Raw genomic sequence first — 26,555 nt, forward strand, 5'->3', positions numbered from 1 at the left:
ATGATCCAGCTACAACAAGTTGAATATTCGGTGGATGATAAGGAGATTTTGAAAAGCATTTCTTTGGAAATCATCGAAGGAAAATTTATAGGGATTATTGGTCCAAACGGCAGTGGTAAATCAACAATGCTTAAGATTTTGTACCGTCACCTGAAACAATCATCGGGAAAAGTAACTTTGCATGAACAGGAAGTCTGGGATATTTCCCCGAAAAAACTGGCAAGACAAATGGCGGTCGTTAGTCAAGAGTCCGCTATATTATTTGATTTTACAGTAAAAGATTTGGTAATGATGGGACGCACCCCTTTTAAAGGCTGGCTCAGTTCTGATAACTCAGAAGATATGTCAATCGTGTACAGAAGCATGAAATTAGCAAATATTGCTCATTTAGCCAATCGTACATTAAGTAATTTATCAGGTGGCGAAAAAAAACGAGTAATGCTCGCACGTGCATTGGCACAGCAGGCAAGTATTCTCATATTGGATGAACCGACAAATCATTTGGATATTGAACACCAGCTCCATTTAATGGATTTAGTCAAAGATTTACCGATTACGATCATTGCGGCGTTACATGATTTAAATTTAGCTGCAGCCTATTGTGATGAGTTAATTGTTATGAACGATGGAACATTACATATTCAAGGTTCACCGGAAAATGTATTGACGACCCCGATGTTAAAAGAAGTATTTCATATAGATGCAGGGATTTCTAAAAATCCGTTCACAGGGAAAATGCATTTATTTTTTTATACAAATACACGAATAGATACTATAGGAGATTAACAATGAAGATTCGTAAAAATCTATGGGCTCCGTTTGCCCTAGCATCAGCATTAATTTTAGGGGCATGTTCGGATGAGGAACAAAGTATAAAACAGGCGACAACAGATTCGGATGAAACAGTTCAGGCAGTAACAATTGAAAATGAAGGCATGTCCATTACATATAAAGAAGCTCCCAAAAAAGCGATTTCCATAAATCAGCATGTAACAGAAGTAATGCTTGCACTCGGCTTGGAAGAATCGATGGTAGGTACAGCTTACTTGGACGACCAGATTTATCCTCCGTTACAAGAAGCGTATGACCAGGTTCCGGTACTGGCTGAACAATATCCTTCGAAAGAACAGGTTATCTCAACAGAAGCTGATTTCATTTACGGTGGCTGGGCAAGTGCCTTTAATGAGAAAAACTTAATGTCACGCGAAGAAATGGAACAATTGGGAATCGGCAGTTACCTGCAGTCTTCCTCAGTAAAAGTGGCTCCGGAGTTAGAGGATATTTACACGGATATCCGTAATATCGCAAAAATTTTTCGTGTTGAAGAGCGCGGAGAAACATTGATAGAAGAAATGAACGCTGATATTGAAAAAATTAAAGAAAAAGTTCCTACTGTGGACAAACCAATTGATGTTCTAGTATTTGATAGTGGTGATAAAGATGTATTTACAGCCACTCAAAACTTTATGAACACTCTCGTGAAAATGGCGGGAGCAAATAATATTTTTGGTGATATCGAGAAAAACTGGGCTACAGTTTCAAAAGAAGATGCTGTAGAACGTAATCCGGAAGCTATTATTGTAATTGATTACGGTTCTACTACAGCAGAAGAGAAAATTAATTTCCTGAAAAATGATCCGGCACTGAGCCAAACACCGGCAGTACAAAATGAGCGTTTTGTTGTTTTACCATTATCGGCTGCATCAGAAGGTGTTCGTGTGGCAGAAGCGCTTGAAATTATTGTAAAAGGTCTTTACCCTGATTCATTCTAATCTTTCAAAATCAAAGGGATTCCACCAGTCGACAAAAGTGCGTAATTGATGAATGGGAGCGGTGTATATATGCAAGAATATGCTAAGAAAAATTTTGAAAAGGCGTTGCAGCTGCCGATGCCGAACAAGACGTTTGCAAAATTAAAAGCAACGGATGACTATGTAGCATTAATTATACGACCAGGGTTAATAAACAAACATTTAACAAGTGATCAGCTGATTGTGATAGCGAATCTTGAAAAATCTGGCGCTGTAAAATATTCTGCCGGCCATAGTTTTATTGTTACTGTCCATCGTTCACATATTGAACAGGCAATGGAAAAATTAACGGAAGTGAATTTGTATGTGGCATCCCAAACACCAAGTGCTTTATTTAAATGTTGCGACTTTTGTGATGGGGATTTGTTAGACGGTTTACCACTTGCAAAGGACTTACTAGAACAAGTTGAACAAATGCCATTAAAAAATAGGGTACGCATCGGCTTTAATGCATGCACCCAAGCATGCTATAACGCGGTTCAGGATGACTTGGCACTCATTTTTCATAATGGCAAAGTTGATATATACGGAGGCGCGATTTCAATGGGGAGACGTGCCAGTTCCGGGCATCTATTATTAAAAAAAGTACCGGAAAATCAAGTGATCGATCTTGTAAAAAATATATTAGGAAAGTACAATGCATCATCAATCGATAAGTTTTCGGCGTTCGTGCACAAAAATAAAACTTACTTTGATCAACTACAAAAAGGAGGACTCTATGACAACTTGGAATTTAAACCAAATGCAGCGCCATCTGTTAATTTGTAATGGGGCTACCTGTATGGGTGCAGGTGCAGAAGAAGTAACAAAGCAAATCCGGGATGAAATTCGTAAAAATCGTTTAGATGAAATGATTCATACATCACGTACCCGTTGTAATGGTCGATGTAAAGATAAATGTGTTGTCATCGATTATCCGAAAGGGACATGGTATTCCGTTCAAGACGAGGAAACATCTCGTGCAATAGTTCAGGATACTGCAGAAGAATCATCCATTATTTATTCGGTGGAACATGGGGAAAGAATCCGACGTGAAAATCGAATTAAAGGGATCGATAAATATAAAAAAGGAAGAGGACCATTGAAAAAAGCAGTATTATTTGTCGGGCATGGTAGTAGATTAGAGGCTGGAAATGAGGAAGTACGTCAGTTTGTCGAGCAGACGAAAACGTATATTGATCCAGCACTACTAGTTGAAACTTGTTTTCTGGAATTTGCTTCGCCGAATATAGAAGATGGGATTCAGCTATGTGTTGAAAGAGGCGCGGATGAAGTCCATGTAATTCCCATCATCTTATTACACGCAGGACACTCAAAAATGCACATCCCGGCCGAAATCGAACATGCAAGAGAGCATTTTCCGGATGTTCGCTTTACATATGGTCAAACAATTGGGATTCATGAAGAAATTTTCGAAATTCTTAAGTCGCGATTAACAGAAGTAGGCTTCAATCCTGATGAAAAACATGACGACACAGCTATTTTACTTATTGCTCGCGGCGGCAGTGATCCATATGCAAATGGCGATTTCTATAAAATTACCCGTTTATTATGGGAAAAACTAGACGTTCCTATAGTAGAAAGTGCATTTATGGGCGTAACGACCCCATCAGTAGAACAAGGGATTGAACGCTGTATAAGACTTGGAGCAAAAAAAATTGTGATGCTTCCATACTTCTTGTTTACTGGGGTGTTGATGGAACGAATGGCTAAAATGGTCCAGCAGTTTACAGAGCAATATGAAGATGTAGATTTTTTACTTGCAAATTATTTCGGCTACCATCCGAATTTAAAGAAAGTTTTGCTCGAGCGCATGGACCAGGCTTTAGACGGTACATCAACAGGGATGATCGATTTAGAGAATTTCCGCAAATATGCAGAAGAACATGGATATGAACATCACCACCATCATTAATGTTAAAGTTTATCCAGAGCATCGAATATGCACTGGAATTTTCATTTCTTATCAAACGAAAATAAAGGAGCGAGGGGCACGATGTATTTTATTATTTGTGTAATCGCAGTGCTCATCGATTGCATTGTTGGGGATCCGAAAAAAAGGACACATCCTGTTATATATATCGGAAACATGATTTCTTTTTTAGAAAAGAAATGGAATCATGGCAGTGGAAGACGGATCAATGGCTTACTAACAGTTTTTCTCACGATAAGTATTACAACGGGCTCGGTTTTCTTAATTGTCTTTCTTGCAATGAAAGTTCATTTTCTTCTTTGGCTTGTAGTCGAAATCTTTTTGATTAGTTTAGCCCTAGCACAGAAATCATTAAAAGAAGCGGCGATGCTCGTTTACGATTCCTTGGAAGCGAATGATTTACCCGAAGCAAGAAAATATTTAAGCTGGATCGTTGGCCGTGATACGAATCATCTGGATGAACCGGAAATTGTACGGGGTGTCGTTGAAACGGTTTCAGAAAATACGAGTGACGGTGTGACGGCTCCGCTTATGTATGCGTTATGTTTTGGTGCAACCGGTGCATGGTGCTATAAAGCGATTAATACGCTGGATTCGATGATCGGGTATAAAAATGAACGGTATGCTGATTTTGGGTTTGCTGCAGCTAAATTGGATGATGTTGCGAACTATCTGCCCAGCAGAATTTCAGGGTGGTTCCTTATTATATTTACAAAATGTGAGACGGCAAAACCTTTCAAACACCGCTATAAAAACTGGCTAAAGGATGCTAAAAAACATCCAAGCCCGAATAGTGGATATTTGGAGGCCGCTACTGCTGTTCAGTTAGGAATTCGTTTAGGCGGGTTTAATCGTTATGGCGGGGTGGAATCCTTCCGTGCCTATATGGGTGAACCGTACGAAACGATGCAAAGAATACATATTAAAAAAGCGATCCGGCACATGTATGTTTGTACATGGTGTGTTGTGATAACAGGGGGAATATTGTATGCAATTGCCTGCACATGGGGCTAATGCGGCAGCCTTATATAAAGCGATGAATTTAAAAATGCCGGATCAAGTCATCGATGTGAGCGAAAATGTCAATTATCTGGGGGTACCGAAGCAAGTAAAGCAACAGTGGCTAAACCTGTTAGAAAAAATTACTGGCTACCCGGATGAACAAGCAGAACCATTTCGTTCGCAAGCGGCAGCTGTTCACCAAGTAGCAGCCGATCAAGTTGTCGTCACAAACGGTGCGGCAGAGGGCTTAATGGCTTTGGCACAGCTTTTCAATGGACAGGAGATTGCTTTGTTACAGCCAACATTTTCGGAGTATGCGAGAACACTAAAACAGCAGAATTGTGTCATTCATTCTATTTTAGCTGACGATATTGAAACATATCGATTTAATGAGGAAATATTGGAAAAACAGCTGAAAGATGTCCATGCCTGCTATATTTGCAATCCGAATAATCCTACAGGCGTATTATTGAAAAAACATTGGATTGAACAGTTGATTAAAAAGTATCCCCACTGCAATTTTGTAGTCGATGAAGCGTTTATGGACTGGACCGATGAATCGGAGAGCATTGTTTCATTGGTAAACAGCTATTCCAATTTATTTGTCGTACGATCCATGACAAAAATGTATGCACTGGCAGGGGTTCGTCTCGGTTATGTCATCGGTCAACAGGCAGGAAAACTCCGTCATTACTTGCCGCATTGGAATGTGAGCGCGATTGCAAATGAAATCGGCTGTCTCTGTTTACATGACAAGGATTTTGTGAAGGAATCTCGTGAAAAGAGCAGTAAATTACGAAGTCAGATGGTGAAGGACTTAAAATTAATTGGTTGTAAAGTATCTAACAGTGCAGCGAATTTCTTATTGTTTCAATTACCGGAACAGTATAATTCGGATAAATTTTTTGAGTATTTATTAAAACGAGGAATCGTATTGCGCCATACAAAAAACTATGTCGGCTTGGACGGCGTATGGTTTCGAATCGCTGTCAAAAGTGAAGAAATCTGGACTAAATGCAAGGATGAGATAACGAATTATGTCAAAAATCATTAACTACTACCGTCATGGTGAAACAGTCTGGAATAGAGAAGGGCGGCTGCAAGGATGGCTTAATTCGGATCTGACGACAGAAGGAATAGAGCAGGCAATGTCCGTGAAATGGAACCCGCAGATCGTATTTTCCAGTGACTTGAATCGGGCGCTGCAAACAGCACACCTCATGTTTCCAAACCGCACTGTTCATAAGAGCAAAAATTTGCGTGAAATACACTTAGGGCATTGGCAAGGCAGCTACATAAATGACCTTCAACAGGATGAACAATATCATTGTTATATGAATTCACCACATTTATTTGTCAATACGACACAGGAATCTTTTGAAGAGGTAACAAAACGAATGCTTGCATTTCACGAGTATTTATCACAGTTACCGTATAGGAGAATCGCTGTTGTTTCTCACGGTGTCGCCATCGCCTGTTTGTTTGCAGGGATTCATAAACAGCCATACAACCAGTTGTGGGATTATTTACTGAATGGTGCTGCTTGTTTTTCGGTAGAAGGGGACATCCAACAATTACAAAGCAATATTAAATAAGAAGAAACGCTATACCGAATTTTAGGTATAGCGTTTCTTTTTTAGAATTTAAACGTATCATCCGTAATCGGAGCTACTTTAGCAACGGCATACGTTGATCCTTTTTGGCTGAAAAAATCATACGTTGACCCAGTATTGGAAATTCCGTTCATGACAACCGGGTTGACTTCCTCGTCTGGGAACATCGTATCGAGCCCCAAGTTCATAAGCGCTTTATTAGCATTGTAGCGTACGTATTTTTTCACTTCGGGAGAAAGCCCTGTTTCTGCATATAAATCATCGGTATACTTCATTTCATTTTGATATAAATCGAGTAAATATTCATAGCCCCACAAAGTAAGCTCCTGCTGTTTTTCCGCTGTGAACGTTTTGAAAATGTTCTGAGCGAAAAAGCCCACCGCTACTCCGTGAATTGATTCGTCACGCAAGATTAAGCTAATCACTTCCGCACTATTTCGCAGTACACCTTGTCCTCCTAAATAAAGAGGATAGAAGAAGCCGGAATAGAATAAGAAGCTTTCCAGCATAACTGAAGCGAACATTGCTTTCCATAAGCTTTCCGGGTCATCTTCTTTTATAGCGGTGTATACTTCGCCAATGCGGTTTGCTTTATATTGAAGAAACTCATTTTTTTGCACCCATTCGAAAACTTCGTCGATTTCAGTGTTTGTACATAGTGTTGTAAAAATATATGAATAAGACTTTGCATGGATTGCTTCAAAAGATCCGAATACGGTTAACACCGCTTTCTCTTGGAAATCAGGTGTGTACTTGGCAATTTCATTCATGCCAATGTTCGTTTGTACCGTATCAAGCAAAGTCAGGCCGCCGAACACTTTTTTGTATGTATCCTGGTGCTCGAATTCCTTCCATTGTTTGACGTCTTTACTGACTGCAATTTCTTCGGGGAACCATATTTGTTTCCATTGCTGGTCCCAAAAAATACGAGCGAGTTCACTCGTCGGGGTATTCCAGTTGACCGCTTTATACGTTAAATTTGACATGCGACACACTCCTCAATTGTAAGTAAACGCTGGCGTACGTAATAAACGGTTTTAATGCCTTTCGTCCACGCATAAATATAAGCTTTTGCCAATTGTTCTGTGTTCCACTGGTCCGTCACGTATAGTGTCATGGAAATCCCCTGGTCGACATGCTTTTGCGCGGCTGCGTAAAGGTCGATCAGTTCATACGGGTTTACTTCATAGGCTTCGGTATAAAGTTCCTGGTTATCATTCGTTAAAAATGGCATCGGATAAATTGTTCGACTGTCCGCATAATCACGAACTTCCACGCGTTCTGTAACAGGGGAGATGGAAGCCGTACAGCTGCGGATGTAGGAAATAGAGCCAGTTGGAGCAATCGCAAGTCTGTATGAGTGGAACAAACCATGCTTCAGTACGTCAGACTTTAGCTGTTCCCACATATTCCGAGTAATAATCGGTGTACCCCCAAGTGCTTTAATCACTTCAGGTGTAAGTTCTTTTTCTTCTTTATTTACGTAAGATTCAAAATAAACCCCGCTCGCATAATCACTTTCCTCAAATCGATAAAACGTTTCGTTCTTTTGCTTCGCGATTTCCATTGATGCTTTTAACGAGTGATAGTTCAGTGATTCCATAAACGCATCGATAAATTCGATCGACTCTTTGGAACCATAACGGATTCCGCTTTGTACAAGGTGCCCATGCAAGTTCATAACACCCAATCCGACAGAGTGCATCACTTTGTTGGCTTTGGACACAGAAGGAACGTTGACGATATCGGTCATCGTAGAAACATTCGTTAAAAGACGCATTGCCGTATCGACAAGCTGTCCGAAATCCTGAACTTTCGTTGCTTCGTGAATGTCGATCGATCCTAAATTGCAAGAAACATCGAGGCCGTATTCATTCGGCTCGTTTTGATCGGTAACAACGCTTGTTTGTTGATACTGAAGAATTTCGGTGCATAGATTCGACATCTTCACACGCCCGATTTCCTTTAATGGGTGGGTGTTATTGACATTATCATCGAATATTTCGAACGGGTAACCCGATTCAAATTGCGCCTTTTTAATTTCCGTATACAATTTACGGGCGTTTAAACGTTTCAGTTTACGGATGTTTGGATTATCCAAAAATTCGTAGTACATTTCCGTAATCGAAATTTCCGACATGCGTTTGCCGTATTCTTTGAAAATATCATAAGAACTAAACAATACGATATCTTTATCGCGGCGCATTAATTCAAAGAAAATATCGGGAAGAATAATCCCTGTAGATAACGTAGCAAGTCGGATTTTATCGTCTGCATTTGGTTTTTTAGACGAAATAAATGCCTCGATATCGCCGTGGAAAACATTTAGATAGACCACTCCGGAACCATTTCGTTGACCAAGCTGATTCGAATACGAGAACGAATTTTCCAGCAGTTTCGCAACAGGCATAACCCCGCTCGCACGATTTAAGATCCCTTTAATCGGATCACCCAACGGACGCAGATCGGTCAAGTTTACCCCGACACCGCCGCCTAAGCGGGAAAGTTCAAGACAATAGCCGATATTCTCAGCGATTGAATTCATCGTATCGTCCATCGTCAGTTTAAAACATGAGACTAGCTCACCGCGCGCTTTTTTTCCGCTGTTTAGGGCAGTTGGGGTTGCCGGCTGGTAGGCAGTCATTACCGCTTCGATGGCCTTTTCAGCCAATGCTTCATCGCCTTGTGCTAAATACAGGGCGATAATGACGATTCGGTCTTCATACTTTTCCAGAATTTCTTTTCCGTCCCGGCTTTTCATCGCATAGCTTTCGTAGAACTTCGAAGCACTCATGAATGAAGGAAACCGGAACTTGTAGGAATAGGCTTTTTTGTACATTTGTTTAATAAAGTCCATCGAGTACAATTCCAAAAACTCTTTTTCGTAATAGCCTTCATCGACTAAATAACGCACTTTTTCCTCGATATCGATAAAGTAGCGTAAACGGACATTCACGTCTTCCAGGAAATAGCGGCGTGTTGCTTCTTTGTCTTTCGCCAGATCCAAGTCACCGGTAGCACGGTAACGGTTTAGAATATCGTTATTTAATTTTAAATATTGTTTCATATCGATGCCTCTTTCCAAATGGAGTAGTAGTAATCTGTAATCGCTTCATAATTCGCCGGAGTTCCTCGCATTTCCACTTTTTCGATTAACGGAATTCCGTATTGTGCAGCTAAAAGGTCACCTGCACGGCCGAAAAAAGCATGACCAAAATTACGGTTTCCGCTTACGATAATTCCTTTGCATAGATCAAAGTTCGCAGTCATGAACTGGTCGACGATAGGGGGAACAGAGCCTAATCCATCCGTATACGTAAATAGAAGATACGGTTCATCCATTTTCTCTACTTCCGTCAGATCCTTTGCGGGCAAGCCGAGTTTTTGCACAATGGATCGTACATTACCAGTTCGTGAAGCAAATATGATCATGCGGTCATTTCAGAAATGCGATCGATAATTGACGTCGGCTCTGCGATAAATTCACCGTTGATTTCAAATAACGGCACAGACAAAAAACCTGCATCGAGTACTATTTGTTTTGCGCTCTCATCATGGTCAATATTAATAACCTCGACCTCCAAGTTGGCAGCATTGAGCTCCGATTTTACCCATAGGCATTTTGGACAAATTGTTTTCGTATAAAGTTTCATAATAGAACCCCTCGCTATTTAAATATTACTAGTAATTGTGGTGCACATGTCATGGGGGAACATGCAGAAAAAACAAAAAAAGCTATCCCGGAAAACAGGATAGCTTGAAATGGAAACGAGTAAAAGAGCGCCTCCATTTCCTATTCCCCGAAGAAATGTACGTAGTTTTAACGCGGCAGGTCTCCTGGCTTTGCTTCATCCGTCAGACATACCTTCCCATGCATTGCACAGTGGTCTATTCGTCTTCAGTCAGCATTTACAGTTGCGGGGACAGCGTTGGATTCACACCAAACTTCCCTTTTAAACTACATTTAGTAGTACCGTGATAAAAAAACACAATATATAGTTGAATTGAGTATAAGCTTTAACAACATAAAAGTAAAGAGCCTAAAGAAAGATAACATAAATCCATTAAGAATTCTAGAAAACTCCCTATTGAAAATAAAGAAAAAATATGGTTTTGTTATAACTGAATGTAAATAGATTTTATAAATGAGAAAGTTGGTTGAATATGTCGATTCAATTAAAAATTAAGAAAACCCACCCGAATGCTGTATTGCCGAAACAGGCACGGGAAGGGGATGCAGGGATGGATTTAAGTGCGGTTGAAGAAAAAGTTTTATTGCCTGGTGAATACGCATTAATTAAAACCGGTCTTCAAATCGAACTGCCGGAGGGAACAGAAGCGCAAGTACGCCCACGTAGTGGATTGGCACTCAAACATGGGATTACGGTGTTAAATAGTCCAGGTACGATCGATGCTGGCTATCGCGGTGAAATCGGCGTGATTTTAATCAATCACGGGAAAGAACCTTTTACGATTGAGAAAGGAATGCGCATCGCCCAGCTAGTCATTCAATATGTTCCGCAAGTTTTCATTGATGAAACAGACGAGCTGTCGGTTACGGAGCGCGGTGATAAGGGCTTTGGTTCGAGTGGAGTGAAATAATGAAAAAAAGCCTGCTTTCGGATGAACACAGGCTTTTAATCTTCTTTTTTCCACTTTATGTAATTGTATGACATTTGAAAAACAAATACGATTACGAGCAACAGCGTAACAAATATAAAGTTAGCGGAAAACCTTTCAAAATAATAAATGATCGCTAACGGAAAAATACAAAACGGGATTGAATAAATCGTGCGTAAAAATTTACGGCGATATGATAGGCCATGATAGGCAAACTTAAATCCTTTATCCACTTTCGGCTTTTTCCGGAAATACATAGACAAGACAAGTGTCGTAATTGAAATCACTAATAATATGAATCCGTACTGAATTAAAAAATCTAAATCAACCATATTAGTTTCCTTCCTCTCCTTTTGACTGAATATCGATCTGTGTCACAATTTTTGAAATCGGTAAATACGAAAGTTCACAATTATAACGCCCATCAGGTAGATCTTTGTAAGTACCGGACTTTATGTTATAAAGATTATCTTCAATCTTTACTTCAGTCGTATCAATACTTCTCCCATGACCGTTTACAAAGTTGATTTCACAAATCCCCTCCGCAAATTTCTGATTACCCGCTTGTAGATGATAAAAATCATATCCATAAATACCCGTTACAATCAGCATGAACAGCGTTAGCACACCAAGCATAAACGTATTCATGTTATAGGGGGAGGATTTCTTATTTACGAACTGCCGTATAAAAAAGAAAGCTGCAATGATGAATAATAAAGTGAAAATTATTAGAGCACTGTAAAATCCAATGAGCACCATCATTCCCTCCTTTAGAATTTATTACCTAATTTACGGATAAGTCGGGAAAAAGTTTCAGAATTATATCGCGATTTGTTTTATTGAGATAATAATGTGCTTAAAACAATCGACACTTTTTTCTAATAGGTACTAAGTATGCATAAGGATAAATAGAAACGTTTATCCGTTTAGAAGGTGATCAATCAATTTTAGTCGAATGGATAAGAATCATAGTAGAAAAAATAGGATGGAGGCATTGTATGCGAAGCGTGCAAAGTGTGTTGTTTGAGAAGTTTTTAATACTGCGCGGAACAAAGAAAAAGTTTATGGATTTGCGTCTGCTCGATGATTTTATTGCAATGAAGCATAACGAGAAACCGTATGAACTCGATGCTAAATTCAGAGATCAGCATCAAATAAAGAAAGACGAATTGAATGGCATTCACTATTACACAATTAATGAACAGCAAACACCGGAAAAGGTCATCTACTATTTCCACGGCGGAGCGTATATTAATGATCCACTGATTTTTCATTGGCGTTATTTAGTAAAGCTTGCACAGGAGACAAATTTCACGATTGTTGTGCCAATTTATCCGAAGCTGCCTAAACATACACATAGAGAGTGTTTTGTTGCCATCCATGACTTATATGATCATCTCGTTTTAAAATACGATGCACCGTTTATTTTTATGGGGGATTCTGCTGGAGGCGGGTTGGCAATGGCGTTGGCTCAGGATGTAAAGCGATGTTCGAAAAAGCAGCCGCAGCATATTGTTCTACACTCTGCTTGGCTAGATGTACGAGGGGAAGACCCGCGCTATAAAGAACTTGAAAAACTCGATCCGATGCTTGGAGTGATAGGCGCACAGGAGCTTGGCAGGTTATGGGCGGATGGCTTGGAGTTAACCGACTACAAAATAAGTCCTGTACATGGAGAACTGATAGACATTGGACAAATTACCGCTTTTGTGGGGACGGGTGAACTACTGTTAGTCGATGCAAATATGCTTCTCGATAAAGCAAAAGAACAGGGAGTAGCAATTCAATACTACGAATACCCAAAAATGAACCATGTTTTTCCGGTATTTCCGATTCCGGAAGCAAAAAAAGCAATGAATCAACTGCTTAAGATTATAAAAAATTAGTACGAATTAATAAGGGAGCTTTAACAGTACGGAAACGTATATTATCCGACACATCAAAACAGAGGACAAAGATTAGGAGGCCAAGTTAACAATAGCTGATAAGGTAGGAAGTAAGCAGCTACACAGGTAATTTTAAATATCCCTCCAGCAGTTTTTTGATCGCCTGTTTACAGATGACAAACAGGAAACAGGTGTGTTGAAAGGTAAAAAAATTTCTACACACCTGCATTGCTTAATAAATTTGGCATCCATTTATTAATAAAGCTCTCTACGTAAGACTTAAGGACCCCAACAATGCTAAGTCAGCTTGGATTTCGAAGCACAAGCCATGCTAAAGAATGCGGCCTCTGGGAACAGAGGTGAACATCCTTGAATTAATTATTGCACTGTGTACCCGCCATCTAAAACGATAGCCTGGCCAGTCATTCCTTTTGCTCCCTCGCTTGAGATAAATAGAGACAAATCAGAGATTTCTTTTACATCAAGTAATCTTTTTTGAGGAACGAGTGGGTAAATCACTTCTTCCAATACGTTTTCGAGAGGTATATTGCGTGTTGCTGCTAAGTCTTGCAATTGATTTCGAACAAGTGGTGTATCTACATAGCCTGGACAAATAGCGTTAACCGTTATGCCATCTGATGCAGTTTCAAGTGCCGCAACTTTTGTGAGACCAATAACACCATGTTTGGCAGAATTATAGGCTGCTTTTCCTGCAAATCCAACCAGTCCGTTAATAGAAGCCATATTAATAATACGGCCAAATTTTTGTTTTCTCATATGCGGTAACACATGCTTAGTTAATACAAATGGAGCAGTTAACATTATTTTTATTAACAGTTCGAAACGCTCTGTCGGAAAATCTTCAATCATTGCAACATGTTGCATACCAGCATTGTTTATAAGTATATCGATTCGACCAAACTTCTGTACCGTTTCATTAATTGCAGCTATAATTTCTTCTTCATTTGTTACATCACATTTAAGTCCAATTGCTCGTTCTCCAAGGCTGCTTGCTGCCTCTTTCACTTTTTCTTCATTTATATCTGTTAGCACGACAGTAGCACCTTTTGTATAAAACTCTTTCGCAATCTCAAATCCTATACCTTGTGCTGCACCAGTAATGAATACCACTTTATTTTGTACCACAAAAAAACGCCTCCTAGATGAGGAGCCAAAAGAGCTGGCTCCTTTAAATTTAATTTCCGAAACACGACTTAAAACTCTCGGTATATTAAACAGCCATTTAATAACTTCCGTTCTATTATACTAATCCAAAGAATGTATAAAGTGCGATGATTACGAATACGGCTAACGTTTTAATAATCGTAATCGCAAAAATATCCCGATATGACTGTTTATGTGTGAGTCCCGTTACTGCCAGCAGGGTAATAACCGCTCCGTTATGCGGAAGGGTATCCATGCCCCCTGAAGCCATTGCCACTACACGGTGCATTACTTCTGGTGGAATATTAGCCGCAATAATCGCCTGATTATACTTATCAGCCATTGCTCCCAAGGCAATTCCCATACCACCTGATGCGGATCCCGTCATACCGGCAAGAGTAGTGGTCGTAACTGCACCATTGACAAGTGGATTTGTAAATGTTGTCGATATCCCGTCGCTGATTTTCGCAAATCCTGGAAGGGCTGCAATGACCCCGCCAAATCCATATTCAGCGCCGGTATTCATAGTCGCCAGCAGCGACCCTCCAATCGCTGTATTAACGCCATCTTTAAAACCACTAAATACCCGTTTAAAATCATAGGCAATAGATGATATAATTCCCACAATCAACGCCATAATAATCGCCCAAATAGGAGCAGATGTTGCTACATCCACTTTATAGGCACTCAAGCCAAGTGCTTCAAAGTCAAAGCCATTCGGATACCATTTAGGTATACTTGTAACAAATATTTTATTGGTAACCCCAACCAAAATAAGCGGAACAAAAGCCAGTATTTGTCTAGACAGCGATTGTTTGGCTGTTAAATCGGGAAGAGCAGGCTCATCCTTTACTTCTGCACTTTGAATCGTAACGGCCGTTTCCGAATCAAACCCGTAATAACCTTCTCCAGCTAATTCGGCTTTTTTTCTTCTAGCCTCCAAGTATAGTAATCCAGCTGTTAAAACGACAATTGCCCCTATGATTCCTAGAACCGGTGCTGCATAAATATCCGTTTTAAAGAAGGCGATTGGAATAACGTTTTGTATTTGTGGTGTCCCAGGCAGTGCATCCATTGTAAAGGTAAATGCACCAAGAGCAATCGTACCTGGAATTAAACGTTTAGGAATATTTGCCTGTCTAAACATTTGTGCAGCAAATGGGTAAATCGCAAATACCGCTACAAATAAACTCACTCCACTGTATGTTAAGATGGCGCCAAGCAATACGATCGTGAGCATTGCTCGTTTCGCACCAAGCCAGCTGACAATTGTTTTGGCAATTGACTCAGCAATTCCTGACATTTCTACAACTTTTCCGAAAATAGCTCCCAAAAGGAAAACAGCAAAATATGATTTAATAAATCCGACCATCTTTTCCATGAATATACCTGAGAAAAATGGTAAAACATTGCTTGGTGCAATTAATACGACCGCTAAAAGCGCACAAATTGGTGCAAATAATATGACGGAATAACCGCGGTAGGCAGCAAACATTAATAGTCCAAGCGCCAATAGAATAACCAACAAATCCATATAAATCCCCCTCGTACAATAGTAGTAAGAGTTCTATTCTTTGGACAATTGCCATATGAAAGAAACTCTTATTTATGGTGTATTACATCGTTTATCTGGCAGGAAAACAGTTAAATAGAAACGCTCTCTTTTACATTCTCAACAATTAAATTTGCTTCCGTTGATTGAATTACATCCTCAACTGAAAATCCTTCAAATACTTCTTTCAGTTCTAAACCACGGGATGTTACTTCAATCAAAGCTCTTTCCGTAATAATTTTATTGACTACGCCTTTGCCTGTTAAAGGTAAAGAACATTCTTTTTTTATTTTTGCTGAACCGTCTTTCGAGACATGGTCCATTATGACAATAATTTTTTTTGCACCATGTACTAAATCCATCGCACCACCCATACCTTTAATCATTTTTCCCGGAATCATCCAGTTGGCTAAATCGCCTTTTTCGGAGACTTCCATTCCACCCAAAATGGCAACATCAATATGTCCACCGCGGATCATTGCAAATGATTCTGCACTTGTGAAAAAAGAGGAGCCAGGTATTGTTGTGATTGTCTCTTTTCCGGCATTGATTAAATCTGGATCAACTTCTTCTTTTGTCGGATACGGTCCGATTCCAAGCAAACCATTTTCGGATTGCAAGATGACGGTTTTTTCTGGAGATATATAATTTGCGACTAATGTAGGCATCCCGATTCCTAAATTGACATAGTTACCGTGTTCAATTTCTTTTTCAGCCCGAATGGCAATTCGTTCTCTATTTGATAAAGTCATTTAGAATACTCCTTTCTTATTAACGTACTGTTAATCTTTCTATTTTCTTTTCTTGTTTTGCCTGAAGGATACCTTGGACATAGATACTCGGCGTTTGAATCATATTTGGATCTAATACACCTGTTTCCACAATTTCCTCAACTTCTGCAATCGTAACTTTTCCAGCTGCAGCCATGATAGGATTGAAATTTTGAGCGGTTTTGTTATAAATCAGATTGCCTAAATGGTCAGCTTGAGCAGCGCGAATTATAGAAAAATCAGCATTTAATGCTGTCTCTAAAACATACTCCTTTCCGTTGAAATTTCGAATTTCTTTTCCTTCTGAAGTGATTGTCCCTACTCCAGCTGGTGTATAGAAGGCTGGAATACCAGCACCTCCTGCACGGATTCGTTCAGCAAGTGTGCCTTGGGGAGTCAGCTCCACTTCGATTTCACCGGAAAGTACTTGACGTTCAAACTCTTTATTTTCACCTACATAAGATGCAATGATCTTTTTGATTTGCTTCTTCCGCAATAAAAGTCCTAATCCCCAATCGTCTATACCGCAATTATTCGAAATTACCGTTAAATCTTTTACTCCTTTTTCTTCAAGTGCAAGGATAAGCTGTTCAGGAATACCAACCAATCCGAAACCACCAACCATGAGAATTGTGCCATCTTGAATTTGACTGACTGCCTCTTCTGCAGAAGAGAAAATGCGTTTCATGTTTTTACCTCCAATAGAAAAATAGTTTTCGTGAAAATATTGCTTTAAAAGCATATTTAATTGTATTAAAGCAGAATATTTCGGTGTGTACAATATCGTGTGACAGAACTGTGACAGAATTTAAGGTGGTTGTATTCCGGAAAATCGGACTCAATTATTCTGGGGAATTTTAAAAAGTGGATTAATGTGAAATTAAAAAATCCGATATTTCGGAATTTAATCCAAAACATCGGAATTTAGGTCATAAGTTGTGTTTTTTTATTTTTTCATAAAGTGTTGAACGGCTAATGCCCAACTTCTCAGCAATCCGCATTTTGTCCTTCTCATTTTCTAGATATTCTTGTAAAATCTGCTCTTCTACTTGAAAAAGGATTTCTTCTAAAGTTCCATTAATTCGAGTATAATCCGGTTTTTGTCGTCGAATATAGATTGGTAATGCATCTTCAGTAATTTGCTCACCATTTGATAACTGAATAATTGCTTTTAACACATTTTTGAGTTCTCGAATATTTCCCGGCCAGTTATATTGTTGAAGCAACAACCAAGCTTTTCGACTAAGCTTAAAATCTTGGCGACTCACTTCGGAACTGAATTTGTGCATAAAAGTTTGTATTAATTCAGGAAGATCCTCAATCCGATCGCGAAGAGGGGGAATTTGCAATGTAATCGCCTGAATAAGATAAAATAAATCTTCACGAAATTGCTTTTCTTTTACTAGCCCAGCAAGTGATAAATTTGAACCTACGATTATGCGAACATCAACTGGAATTACTTCATCAGTGCCGGCTGGTTGAACTTTTTCATCCTGCATGACCTTTAACAGCTTTGCCTGTAAGGTTGTTGGGAGTTCACTAATCTCTTCAATAAAAAGAGTTCCGCCTTGTGCTCTCTGAATTCCTCCTGATTTAATTCGCTGTTCAGCCGAATCCCATTTTCCAAACAATTCTCCTTCCAGCAACTCTTTTGGTATAGTTGAACAATTAATCTTTACGAAAGGATGATCCACCTGATCGGATAATCTATGAATACTCTGGGCAAACATTTCTTTTCCTGTACCTGTTTCACCCTCGATTAAAACAGGCAGTTTTGTCGGAGCAATCATGGTGATCGTTTCTTTTATTTTTCGCATAGAGTTGGAGGTTCCTTTAATATCTGACAAGCTATAAAATGATTCGCGGTATTGTTTCATATTTGTTTCAATTTGGTCTAAAGTCTTTCGAACATGAGAACTTAGTTTTTTCCAGTCATTTAAATCCCGGAAAGTTACACTTCCGAAAGCGCCAATAATTTCCCCATCAATCACAATTGGGACACGATTGGCAAGCATATAGGTACCTTTAATATATTGAGGGGCTGCAATATCAGGTGTCCCTTTTTCTATGACGAGGTGCATCTCACTATTTTCAATGACATCTGCTACATGCTTACCGATCGCATCTTCACGTTTTACTTCGAGAAAATTACAATAACCTTCGTTAAGGTAAATAATTTTTGCATGTCTGTCTACGACTACAAACCAGGGAAAGGCAGTCTCCAAAATTTGCTTTATTGCAGGACCTGGTAAATTTTTTATCCAATCTTCCATTTTCCTGCCTCCATTCTTCTAATATTTTACATACTAGTTTATACTGTAAAAGAGTCAGAGGCTATAGATAGAGTAGTGGTTAAGAAGAAACTTATATACTTAAGCTTAATAATTATCTGATATTTTATGAAATATTGTTTTGGATTTGGGCAACTGGCTTACTAATAGCGAAGCTTTCGTGTTAGAAATTGACTAAATTGTCATGGGGATGACTAAATTGTCATGGGGATGACTAAAAGTAATGTTGAATGAATAAATAATCTGGAAACATGTTCTAAAAAAGAGTCGATTCAATTCGAGGCATCAAATCGCTATAAATTTTAGCGTAAGGAGATTTAAGTTGTGAAATTATATATAATTCGCCATTGTGAAGCCAATGGGCAAGCACCAAATGCATGCTTAACGTTGGCTGGGAGTGAAGTAAGCGGGCGTTTAGCAAAGTTTTTATCTGGCTTAAATATAGAGCTAGTCATTTCAAGTCCATTTACGAGGGCAGTTCATACAATACAACCTTTCATTCTACAAAACAACATTCCACTTAAATTAGATGACCGTCTAAAGGAAAGGGTTTTAAGCAGTGAAGATCTTCCCGATTGGTATGAAAAGTTACAGCAAACCTATATTGATAAGAAGTTAAATTTTACTGGCGGGGAATCAAGTAATGAAGCGACAAAACGTATTAATGAATTGGTGGAAGAATTAAAACAAAGAAATTACAAGTCAGTGGCAATCGTTACACATGGCAATATCATGTCATTACTACTCAATTATTATCAACCGCATTTTGGATTCGAGGAATGGAAGCAACTGTCGAATCCGGATGTCTTTGAAATGGATTTTAGCAAAGAACATCCAGTTGGAAATCGTATATGGCGGTAAGTTGTGTAAAATAGGTTGTAGAAAAGCAGGTGCAAGATGAAAAATTATTTTATTATTAGTGATATCCATGGTCAGTATAAAGCATTTGAACAAATATTAACGTTTTGGGATCAAAAGGATGTCCTTGTTCTGCTTGGGGATTTGATCGACCGGGGTCCTCAGTCTTATGAGGTTGTACAAAAGGTAATGGATCTGAAGCGGCAATACGGGGAACAGGTTGTTTTCTGTAAAGGGAATCATGAAGAAATGCTATTGGATTTTATCGAAAACCCCGGGCAAAAACACGCTTTTTATTATAAATACGGCGGTCGGGAAACAATGGCTTCATTTTTAAGGTACTTACCGGTAGAAGTAAGCGAACTTGACCCGATTGACCAAGTACAGATCGTGAAAGAGAAGTTTGCGGAGGAATTGGATTTTCTAAATCGTGGCAAATTATATGAAATTGCAGGGAACCTTTTGTTGACGCATGCAGGATTTGATTCGAGTTGTGCGGCAGTTGATGAAACGCCGGAAGAAAATTTCCTGTGGATTCGCCAGCATTATAAAAATGAGAATAAAACGCCATTTATCAATGTTTTTGGACATACGCCAGTACAACATATTCATGATTCCAATGATGTTTGGATTAGTGAAGACCAAAAATTTATTGGAATAGACGGAGGGTGTTATTTTACAGGACAATTGAATGGCATCGTTCTGTCGGAAGTTGGGAAAATTGTTCGCATATATACCGTTACTTCTGAAAAAGCCGAAAACTTCAATGATTGACAAGTGTCGTTATGATTGGGTAAAAAGTTATATTTAAATAATATTATTTCTTGGATGTATGTTTTACCCTGATTTTTTGGTATACTATTATTAACAATATAAAAGAGGTTATCCCGTTCGATTTTGTGCGGGGTAGCCTCTTTCGTGTTTAAAGAAGTTTTTCAGGGAGGAAACATTTTGGAGCAATATACAAATTTACGAGCGGGCGAAAAAGGTGCCTATTTATCAATTATTGCCTACATATTTTTAAGTGCGCTTAAGTTAGCAGCAGGCTATTTAGGGGATTCAGAAGCATTAAAGGCAGATGGATTAAACAATACAACGGATATTATTGCTTCGGTAGCCGTTTTAATCGGGCTGCGAATTTCCCAGCGCCCGCCGGATGATGACCATCGATACGGACATTTTCGTGCAGAAACGATCGCATCACTTGTCGCATCATTTATTATGATTTATGTCGGGATCGAAGTCCTTATATCAGCAGGTGAAAAAATTGCCAATCCGATCGATCAGAATCCTTCCTATTTAACAATTATTGTTGCCGTATTTAGTGCGGCCGTCATGTTTGCGGTATATAAATATAATTTAAACCTATCTAAAAGAATTAACAGTTCTGCAGTTAAAGCAGCAGCTTATGACAATCGCTCTGATGCCTTTGTTAGTATCGGAACAGCTATCGGGATTAGTGCTGCGCTTCTAGGCTTTCCAATTGTCGATACGATAACCGCCTTTATCATCGGTTTAATTATTATTAAAACAGCGATTGAAATTTTTAAAGAAGCAGTGTTCTCGTTAACAGACGGTTTTGATACGGAATTAATCAGTTCGATTGAAGAGCGCGTTTCGAAAATTCCGCGTGTCCGTGACGTTACCGATGTGCGCGGCAGACAGCACGGAAACTTAATTCTTGTCGATATTACGGTAAGTGTTAATCCTAATTTAAATGTACGTGATTCACATGCCATTACGGAGCAGATTGAAAATGAAGTGAAGCAGTTGAACCCTTATGCAACAACACTTGTCCATATCGAACCGTACGACCCGAAAGAGCTGATTATATGTGAAGATGATTTCCATTTCTAATGGATAAGTCCTATAAAAGCTTTACTCAGTATACTTCAGGAAATTGACAGGTAGTTATAGAGCTGAACTCAATTTGCAATTAACGTTTCAATTTAGTCACACTCATTACGAGTTGTGGCTTTTTCTTATGCAATATTTTTCGTTAGTTGAGGCATGATATGAAGAACAAATATTATCTACTAGGAGGAAAATAGTTGGACGTTTTATTAGGTCAAATTCGTGAAGGTCTGGATTATCTGACTATACAAGGTAAGAAGGTAAATAAAATTAAAATGAATCCAAATATCTTCGAAAAAATGACGAACAAACTTATGGACGTTGAGGTAAGTGAAGGTGCTATTACTGTATTCGGAATTACGATAGAGGCTGATAAAAACATCGAAGTGTATGCTTTTGTAATGGATGAAGTCACTTAATTTCAAGTGGCTTTTTATTATACCCTCATTAACGGTGAATAGATGCACCTCTCTTAATGTAACGGAAAATGAGAATGGCTTTTATCTGTGAATGAATCAAAATACTCCATCTTCTGTTAAAATGTAAGTACTTACGGTCAATCATTTTATTGGAGGTTATTATATGAAAAAAGTATTTGCAATCATTGCAGTAGTATTCATTGTCTCAATTCCGATGATCGAGTGGCTGCTGACTAATCCCTCCAATTCATTGGAGCTCATGCAAACATTAAGAAGTGCAGAAAATCCGGAATCGCTTTTTATGGATGAAGATAATTTCGATGCCGATAGTGTTGAGTACATACAAGAAGAATTTAGCCCAAATATGGTGAAGCAGTTTACAATACTGGAGTTTGATGAGAAGAGCTTTTTGATTCAGACAACTCCCGGTACGACAAAATGGGAAATTATTAATATTGAAGAACTGCCAAAGGAAATTAAAGAATATTTTCTTTCACAGAAATAACCGTACATAGGTTCATAAATCCATAAAAAAAGAAAGAGGAATACTATTGCATACTACAATCGGAGTTGTCGCTCATGTAGATTCTGGTAAAACGACATTTTGCGAACAATTGCTATATCATACAAATTCGATCAAGAAGCGCGGGCGGGTGGATCACCAAGATGCTTTTTTAGATAATCATGCCATTGAACGGCAGCGCGGGATTACGATTTTTGCGGAGCAGGGGCGTATTGACTATAACGGTCAAGCGTATACGCTGATCGATACACCAGGGCATATCGATTTCGCACCGGAGATGGAACGTGCGATCCATGTAATGGATGCGGCCATTGTCATTATCAGTGCGATCGACGGAATCGAGGGACATACAGAAACGGTTTGGCATTTGCTGCGGGAGCATCATGTTCCGACTTTTATCTTCATTAATAAAGTAGACCGTGAAGGAGCAGATGTTGCATCGGTCATGTCTGCGATAAAAAAAGACTTATCCCCAAATGCATTATTGTTCAATGATGGGTTCAACACAACCGTAAAAGAGTGGCTTGCGGAACGTGACGAACAGCTGATGGAAAAATATTTTGCCGATAATCTAGAGGAGAATGACTGTTTAGAGAGCCTGAAACAAGCAATCAACCATGAACAAGCATTTGTTTGTATGTCAGGCTCAGCTTTAAAAGATGAAGGGGTACTGGCCTTTTTTGAAACGATTGCACAACTGATGGAAACAAAGTTTGACGTGAATGGCCCATTTGAAGGAAAGGTATATAAAATTCGCCATGATCATCAGCAGCGCCTGACATTTATGAAAGCTTTATCGGGTGTTCTTAAGGTACGTGATGAATTTACTTTTGGTGAGTCAACTGAAAAAGTTACGGAAATTCGTCTATACAATGGCAACGGTTTTACGACGGTTCCACAAGTGCAGGCGGGCGATATTTTTGCGGTGAAGGGACTGGCAACGCCGCTTATCGGTGATGTGATTGGGGCAACGGAAACTAATCCTGCACAATTTGATATGATTCCGACATTGCAGGCGAAAGTGATATATGAAGGTGCGTTACATATTAAAGAACTTCATCGTGTTTTCCGTGAAATCGAAGCAGAGGAACCGAGCTTACGTGTCGTGTGGAACGAGAAATTCCAGGAAATCTCCGTTCATGTCATGGGAACAATCCAGCTTGAGGTATTAACGGAATTGGTAAAAGAGCGCTTTGGAATCGAGGTCCAATTTGGGAAACCGCAAATTCTTTATAAAGAAACAATTGCAGCACCTGCTATCGGCTATGGCCATTTTGAACCGTTAAAGCATTATGCGGAAGTGCATCTGAAAATGGAACCAAACAATCGTGGTGCCGGCATCACATTCTCGAATCGTTGTCATGCCGACGACTTATCTATCGGGCATCAGCGGTTAATAGAAAAGCATCTATTTGAACGCGATCATCATGGGTTACTAACAGGATTTCCGGTAACCGATATTCATTTGACGCTGCTGACAGGGCGTGCACACAATAAGCATACAGATGGCGGCGATTTCCGGGAAGCTTCGTTTAGAGCATTGCGACAAGGGCTGGAACAAGTTGAAAATGTACTATTGGAGCCGTATTACCGTTTTAAAATGAAAGCGTCAAGTGATCATATTGGCCGGATGATGTCGGATATCCAGCAGGCAAGCGGGTCATTCGAAGCACCGAATTTAACAGAAGACACTGTTACACTTTACGGACGGGCACCTGTAGCAACTTTTATGGATTATTCCACTCAATTTGCAGCCTATACAAATGGAAAAGGTGCGTTAACGCTGCTATTTGAAGGCTATGATGTATGCCATAACAGTGATGAGATTATTGAACAAATTGGCTACAATAAAAATGCTGACCCTGAATATACATCGTCCAGTATTTTTTGTGCAAAGGGTAAGGGTTACAGTGTGCCATGGGGTGAGGCAAAAGCAGCGATGCATTGTGAAGTGCTCGAAATTGATTGACGCATGAAAGAAGGACTTTGCAGAACAATAAAAGAAGTAAGCAGTAAGGAACTTAAAAAGGAGGCACTTATAATGGCATACATTTTACAAGTAGATTTCAAAATGGATGGCCCTTTCGGAGATGAAATGGCAGTGGGTTTTAAAGAATTAGCGGAAAGCATAAATGAGGAAAAAGGCATGCTTTGGAAAATTTGGACAGAGGATGCGGAAGCAGGTGAAGCTGGTGGTATTTATTTATTTGAAACAAAAGAAACAGCTGCTGCTTATTTGGAAATGCATTCAAAACGGCTAAATGGCTTTGGCATTACAGCGATTAACAGTAAAATTTTCTCGGTGAACGAGTCGTTAACTAAGATTAACAAGGGTCCGGTAAATGCATAATTAGGTGATCTAAATTACCGACAGATAACGGGTTTAATATTGTGGAGAAAACAGTAAATAACAGTACAGTACAGGAAGAGACGCATTTCGTAAATGAATTGTGTCTCTCTTTTTTGGTATATCAACAATTTAATATTAAATTTAAAAAACGAGGTTAGGGACTTTGTAAAACTAATGGGGAGGCATATCTATGAAGCATACTACAATTTTATTTATTTCAATTTGTTTAATGCAATTTTGTATATTAACAAATATAACTTTGTTAAATGGTGAATGGAATGGAATCAAGATGTGGGTGTGTACAGGCATTTTTATTTTTTCTTGCGCTGTTTTCGGTTCTAGCCGAATAGATGCATCTAAAAATACTTAACTTTATATAAGATAGTTCTTAGACGAGGGTTTGGGAGCGTTCTTAAAGTAATCCAAATTATTAAAAAGGGAAAATTAAATTGTTATAGAATTAGAGAAGATTACAGAAAAAGGAGCAGCATATATGAAAATCGTACAATTAACACCTCAATTGTTATTAGAAAATCAGCACCATGCTGATATGTATTTAAATAATATAATTCACCCAAACCTTACGTCAAAAAGCTGGATGAACAATTGGCGAGATGTTGCATCACGTTTTCAACTTTTTAAATTCTTAGACCTGTCAGCTGAAGAGATGCTTTCGTATAGTTGGAATGAAAAAATAATTGCACAAGTTATAAATGAAACCTTAATGATTGTAGAAAAACATATTGAATTAGATAAGGATTTACAAATTACAATTGTGCCTGCCCTTCCTTTTCCTTGGTTTTCGAATTTAGAACGATCTTTTTGGACAAATGGATTTACAAATAGTAGTCAAAGTATATGGATGGCTATTCCGCCCAATCCAGACAGATCGTTTTTATGCTATTTACTTGCACACGAACTGCATCATTCAGCACCCAAAAATCCAATTTATGACTTAACAATCGACAATTTCCCATTAAAAGAATGGTATAAAATGGAGGGGACAGCTGAATATTTCAGCTTACAATTTTTCGAAGATAAACGTTGGTGGAAAGAAAGTTTTTCACTGGACATTGAGGAACGCTATATTGCGGAAGCAAAAAGATTTTTAAATACAAATGATGATGCTGTGAAAGGACCTCTATGTTTCGGTAGCGTGAAACAACAAATCCCTTACATGGCTGGCTATGCTTTTGCCTACAATGCGGTAAAAGATTTTGCAAAACGTTATCCTATTGACAAATTAGAGCAACTGTTTGAAATCGATTCGGAAGCACTTATTCTAACTTATAACCTACAAATCACTAAATAATATGTTAGAACATAATTCCAATTAAATTTTTAGGAGACTTCTATGGACAATTCATTTTCTATATTTTTGGACACTTATTTAGATGCTTGGAGAAATTCATCTTTAGAGGACTTAAAAGAATTAATTTCACAATCTTATGAAGCCAGAGAAATTACAGGCGGAAATATAGTTGACTTTGGTTATGTAGAATCCTTAAATGGATGGGAACAGGGTTTTAATTTCGCTAAAGAGAATAATGCTCAATGGAATATAAGAGTAGTTTCAATTGTTCCTTTAAGAAAAGATGAAACGATGGCTATTTTATCCGCTACTATGGTTATTCAAGGAGAGAGTTTAAAAACAGCAAATTTATTCTTTCAAACGTTTAAAAAATATAACCAAGTTGATTGGAAATTAGTAAGAAGTTATATTGAAGCAGGAATAAGTTTAAACGACGTGTTTTTCAACAACCAGGTATTTTAGTCTTAAAGAATTAATACAGTATACAAAATCGCATTCAAAAATGTTTGCATACACAAAAAAAGCAGGAACTTTGATTAATCAACGTTTCTGCTTTTAATATAGGTACATTGTAAATCAATACGGACAACGGTTTGA

Annotated in this window: 30 protein-coding genes and 1 riboswitch; of the genes, 19 read left to right on the plus strand and 11 right to left on the minus strand. The window is 38.7% G+C overall.

What is annotated here, in order from left to right; translation table 11 throughout:
- The 7 genes from MHB58_RS07850 (at position 1) to MHB58_RS07880 (ending at position 6,341) form a co-directional block, all read left to right on the plus strand.
- Positions 1-786 carry an ABC transporter ATP-binding protein gene (locus MHB58_RS07850; protein WP_340734968.1) on the plus strand — a complete coding sequence of 262 codons (786 nt, stop codon included), beginning with the start codon at positions 1-3 and terminating at the stop codon, positions 784-786.
- 2 nt (positions 787-788) lie between these two features.
- Positions 789-1,772 (plus strand): ABC transporter substrate-binding protein, encoded by a 984-nt coding sequence (locus tag MHB58_RS07855; protein ID WP_340734969.1) that lies wholly within the window; start codon positions 789-791, stop codon positions 1,770-1,772.
- A gap of 69 nt (positions 1,773-1,841) precedes the next feature.
- Positions 1,842-2,579, plus strand: a complete 738-nt coding sequence (locus MHB58_RS07860; RefSeq protein WP_340734970.1) for a sulfite reductase — start codon at positions 1,842-1,844, stop codon at positions 2,577-2,579.
- On the plus strand, positions 2,530-3,726 hold the full coding sequence (locus MHB58_RS07865; RefSeq protein ID WP_065217075.1) for a CbiX/SirB N-terminal domain-containing protein: 1,197 nt from the start codon (positions 2,530-2,532) through the stop codon (positions 3,724-3,726). Before MHB58_RS07860 ends, MHB58_RS07865 begins: the two co-directional genes overlap by 50 nt.
- An 81-nt stretch (positions 3,727-3,807) precedes the next feature.
- Positions 3,808-4,758, plus strand: a complete 951-nt coding sequence (gene cbiB, locus MHB58_RS07870; protein ID WP_340734971.1) for an adenosylcobinamide-phosphate synthase CbiB — start codon at positions 3,808-3,810, stop codon at positions 4,756-4,758.
- Positions 4,733-5,800 (plus strand): pyridoxal phosphate-dependent aminotransferase, encoded by a 1,068-nt coding sequence (locus tag MHB58_RS07875; RefSeq protein WP_340734972.1) that lies wholly within the window; start codon positions 4,733-4,735, stop codon positions 5,798-5,800. The genes cbiB and MHB58_RS07875 overlap by 26 nt, the downstream gene beginning before the upstream one ends.
- Complete coding sequence (locus MHB58_RS07880) at positions 5,784-6,341, plus strand: histidine phosphatase family protein (protein WP_340734973.1); 558 nt, start codon at positions 5,784-5,786, stop codon at positions 6,339-6,341. Before MHB58_RS07875 ends, MHB58_RS07880 begins: the two co-directional genes overlap by 17 nt.
- A 41-nt stretch (positions 6,342-6,382) precedes the next feature.
- Here MHB58_RS07880 and nrdF read toward each other — a convergent pair whose 3' ends face one another.
- From nrdF to MHB58_RS07900, 4 genes are read right to left on the minus strand one after another with little or no spacing between them, the layout of a single operon-like run.
- A complete protein-coding gene (gene nrdF / locus MHB58_RS07885; protein ID WP_340734974.1) occupies positions 6,383-7,345 on the minus strand; it encodes a class 1b ribonucleoside-diphosphate reductase subunit beta in 963 nt (320 codons plus the stop codon).
- On the minus strand, positions 7,333-9,426 hold the full coding sequence (gene nrdE, locus MHB58_RS07890) for a class 1b ribonucleoside-diphosphate reductase subunit alpha (protein WP_014824129.1): 2,094 nt from the start codon (positions 9,424-9,426) through the stop codon (positions 7,333-7,335). Before nrdE ends, nrdF begins: the two co-directional genes overlap by 13 nt.
- A complete protein-coding gene (locus MHB58_RS07895; RefSeq protein WP_232504491.1) occupies positions 9,423-9,749 on the minus strand; it encodes a ribonucleotide reductase stimulatory protein in 327 nt (108 codons plus the stop codon). Before MHB58_RS07895 ends, nrdE begins: the two co-directional genes overlap by 4 nt.
- 38 nt (positions 9,750-9,787) lie before the next feature.
- A complete protein-coding gene (locus MHB58_RS07900; protein ID WP_014824127.1) occupies positions 9,788-10,012 on the minus strand; it encodes a glutaredoxin family protein in 225 nt (74 codons plus the stop codon).
- 157 nt (positions 10,013-10,169) lie between these two features.
- A riboswitch (cobalamin riboswitch) is annotated at positions 10,170-10,352 on the minus strand.
- Between the two features lie 171 nt (positions 10,353-10,523).
- On the opposite strand from MHB58_RS07900, the gene dut reads away from it, so the two are divergent.
- A complete protein-coding gene (gene dut, locus MHB58_RS07905) occupies positions 10,524-10,961 on the plus strand; it encodes a dUTP diphosphatase (RefSeq protein ID WP_041865765.1) in 438 nt (145 codons plus the stop codon).
- 35 nt (positions 10,962-10,996) lie between these two features.
- Here dut and MHB58_RS07910 read toward each other — a convergent pair whose 3' ends face one another.
- Both MHB58_RS07910 and MHB58_RS07915 read right to left on the minus strand, forming a co-directional pair.
- Positions 10,997-11,311 (minus strand): hypothetical protein, encoded by a 315-nt coding sequence (locus MHB58_RS07910; protein ID WP_014824125.1) that lies wholly within the window; start codon positions 11,309-11,311, stop codon positions 10,997-10,999.
- Between the two features lies 1 nt (position 11,312).
- Entirely contained in the window at positions 11,313-11,738 is a 426-nt protein-coding gene (locus tag MHB58_RS07915; RefSeq protein ID WP_008406614.1) for a hypothetical protein, read from the minus strand.
- Between the two features lie 239 nt (positions 11,739-11,977).
- Here MHB58_RS07915 and MHB58_RS07920 point away from each other — a divergent pair, with 239 nt between their 5' ends.
- Entirely contained in the window at positions 11,978-12,865 is an 888-nt protein-coding gene (locus tag MHB58_RS07920; RefSeq protein ID WP_014824123.1) for an alpha/beta hydrolase fold domain-containing protein, read from the plus strand.
- A 378-nt stretch (positions 12,866-13,243) separates the two neighbouring features.
- On the opposite strand, the gene MHB58_RS07925 is transcribed toward MHB58_RS07920, so the two are convergent.
- The 5 genes from MHB58_RS07925 to MHB58_RS07945 form a co-directional block, all read right to left on the minus strand.
- Positions 13,244-14,011, minus strand: a complete 768-nt coding sequence (locus MHB58_RS07925; protein WP_014824122.1) for a 3-hydroxybutyrate dehydrogenase — start codon at positions 14,009-14,011, stop codon at positions 13,244-13,246.
- A gap of 115 nt (positions 14,012-14,126) precedes the next feature.
- Entirely contained in the window at positions 14,127-15,563 is a 1,437-nt protein-coding gene (locus tag MHB58_RS07930; RefSeq protein ID WP_014824121.1) for a GntP family permease, read from the minus strand.
- Between the two features lie 110 nt (positions 15,564-15,673).
- Positions 15,674-16,333, minus strand: coding sequence for a 3-oxoacid CoA-transferase subunit B (locus MHB58_RS07935; protein ID WP_014824120.1), 660 nt, complete (start codon positions 16,331-16,333; stop codon positions 15,674-15,676).
- Between the two features lie 19 nt (positions 16,334-16,352).
- Positions 16,353-17,039 carry a CoA transferase subunit A gene (locus MHB58_RS07940; protein WP_014824119.1) on the minus strand — a complete coding sequence of 229 codons (687 nt, stop codon included), beginning with the start codon at positions 17,037-17,039 and terminating at the stop codon, positions 16,353-16,355.
- Between the two features lie 241 nt (positions 17,040-17,280).
- The gene (locus tag MHB58_RS07945; RefSeq protein ID WP_014824118.1) at positions 17,281-18,624 is read right to left on the minus strand and encodes a sigma-54 interaction domain-containing protein; all 1,344 of its coding nucleotides are present in this window, start codon (positions 18,622-18,624) and stop codon (positions 17,281-17,283) included.
- A 342-nt stretch (positions 18,625-18,966) separates the two neighbouring features.
- Here MHB58_RS07945 and MHB58_RS07950 point away from each other — a divergent pair, with 342 nt between their 5' ends.
- The 10 genes from MHB58_RS07950 to MHB58_RS07995 all read left to right on the plus strand — a co-directional run bounded on the left by MHB58_RS07950 (position 18,967) and on the right by MHB58_RS07995 (position 26,420).
- Positions 18,967-19,503, plus strand: a complete 537-nt coding sequence (locus MHB58_RS07950) for a histidine phosphatase family protein (RefSeq protein ID WP_014824117.1) — start codon at positions 18,967-18,969, stop codon at positions 19,501-19,503.
- 36 nt (positions 19,504-19,539) lie between these two features.
- The gene (locus MHB58_RS07955; protein WP_014824116.1) at positions 19,540-20,274 is read left to right on the plus strand and encodes a metallophosphoesterase family protein; all 735 of its coding nucleotides are present in this window, start codon (positions 19,540-19,542) and stop codon (positions 20,272-20,274) included.
- Between the two features lie 177 nt (positions 20,275-20,451).
- Entirely contained in the window at positions 20,452-21,357 is a 906-nt protein-coding gene (locus tag MHB58_RS07960) for a cation diffusion facilitator family transporter (RefSeq protein ID WP_014824115.1), read from the plus strand.
- A gap of 194 nt (positions 21,358-21,551) precedes the next feature.
- Complete coding sequence (locus tag MHB58_RS07965) at positions 21,552-21,773, plus strand: lactate dehydrogenase (protein WP_340734975.1); 222 nt, start codon at positions 21,552-21,554, stop codon at positions 21,771-21,773.
- A gap of 163 nt (positions 21,774-21,936) precedes the next feature.
- Entirely contained in the window at positions 21,937-22,278 is a 342-nt protein-coding gene (locus tag MHB58_RS07970; RefSeq protein ID WP_340734976.1) for a hypothetical protein, read from the plus strand.
- Positions 22,279-22,324: 46 nt separating this feature from the next.
- Positions 22,325-24,265 (plus strand): translation factor GTPase family protein, encoded by a 1,941-nt coding sequence (locus MHB58_RS07975; protein ID WP_340734977.1) that lies wholly within the window; start codon positions 22,325-22,327, stop codon positions 24,263-24,265.
- Between the two features lie 72 nt (positions 24,266-24,337).
- On the plus strand, positions 24,338-24,646 hold the full coding sequence (locus MHB58_RS07980) for a monooxygenase (RefSeq protein ID WP_014824112.1): 309 nt from the start codon (positions 24,338-24,340) through the stop codon (positions 24,644-24,646).
- A gap of 190 nt (positions 24,647-24,836) precedes the next feature.
- Positions 24,837-25,016, plus strand: coding sequence for a hypothetical protein (locus MHB58_RS07985; protein WP_340734978.1), 180 nt, complete (start codon positions 24,837-24,839; stop codon positions 25,014-25,016).
- A gap of 123 nt (positions 25,017-25,139) precedes the next feature.
- Entirely contained in the window at positions 25,140-25,958 is an 819-nt protein-coding gene (locus MHB58_RS07990; protein WP_340734979.1) for a DUF2268 domain-containing putative Zn-dependent protease, read from the plus strand.
- 42 nt (positions 25,959-26,000) lie between these two features.
- A complete protein-coding gene (locus tag MHB58_RS07995; protein ID WP_340734980.1) occupies positions 26,001-26,420 on the plus strand; it encodes a flavoprotein in 420 nt (139 codons plus the stop codon).
- Positions 26,421-26,555 lie beyond the last annotated feature (135 nt).

It is taken from the genome of Solibacillus sp. FSL K6-1554, from assembly GCF_038005185.1.
Taxonomy (GTDB): domain Bacteria; phylum Bacillota; class Bacilli; order Bacillales_A; family Planococcaceae; genus Solibacillus; species Solibacillus silvestris.